The organism is Burkholderia sp. GbtcB21 (assembly GCF_019091065.1).
GTDB lineage: Bacteria > Pseudomonadota > Gammaproteobacteria > Burkholderiales > Burkholderiaceae > Burkholderia > Burkholderia pyrrocinia_C.
The window spans coordinates 1-268 of the sequence record NZ_JAGXKA010000260.1 but is presented as its reverse complement, the minus strand read 5'-3'; the positions used below and the strand labels follow the sequence as shown (position 1 = coordinate 268).

The window sequence follows — 268 nt, the reverse complement described above, 5'->3', positions numbered from 1 at the left end:
GAAGGCCTGCCCGCGTGACTCGAGCCACAACCGCAGGTCACGGTCACCACCATAAACCTCATCACCTGTGACCCAGCCGCATGGCAGGCCAGCATCCTGCGCACGCTTAAGCATGCTGCGCGCGAGCCCTGGCTTCATTGCGAACTCCAACGCCGGCGGGATGCCGGCTGCTTTGCAGCGAGCCGGGTCATCGGTCCATGCCCGCGGCACATACAGCTAGCGGTCGATGAATGCACATCCGCCATGACCGGCATAGCAGAGGAATACG

The 268-nt window shown here is 63.4% G+C and carries 1 pseudogene; it reads right to left on the bottom strand.

Annotated features, from left to right (window positions below):
* A pseudogene (locus tag KVT39_RS36925) lies at positions 1 to 268 on the bottom strand (transposase); the annotation flags it as partial.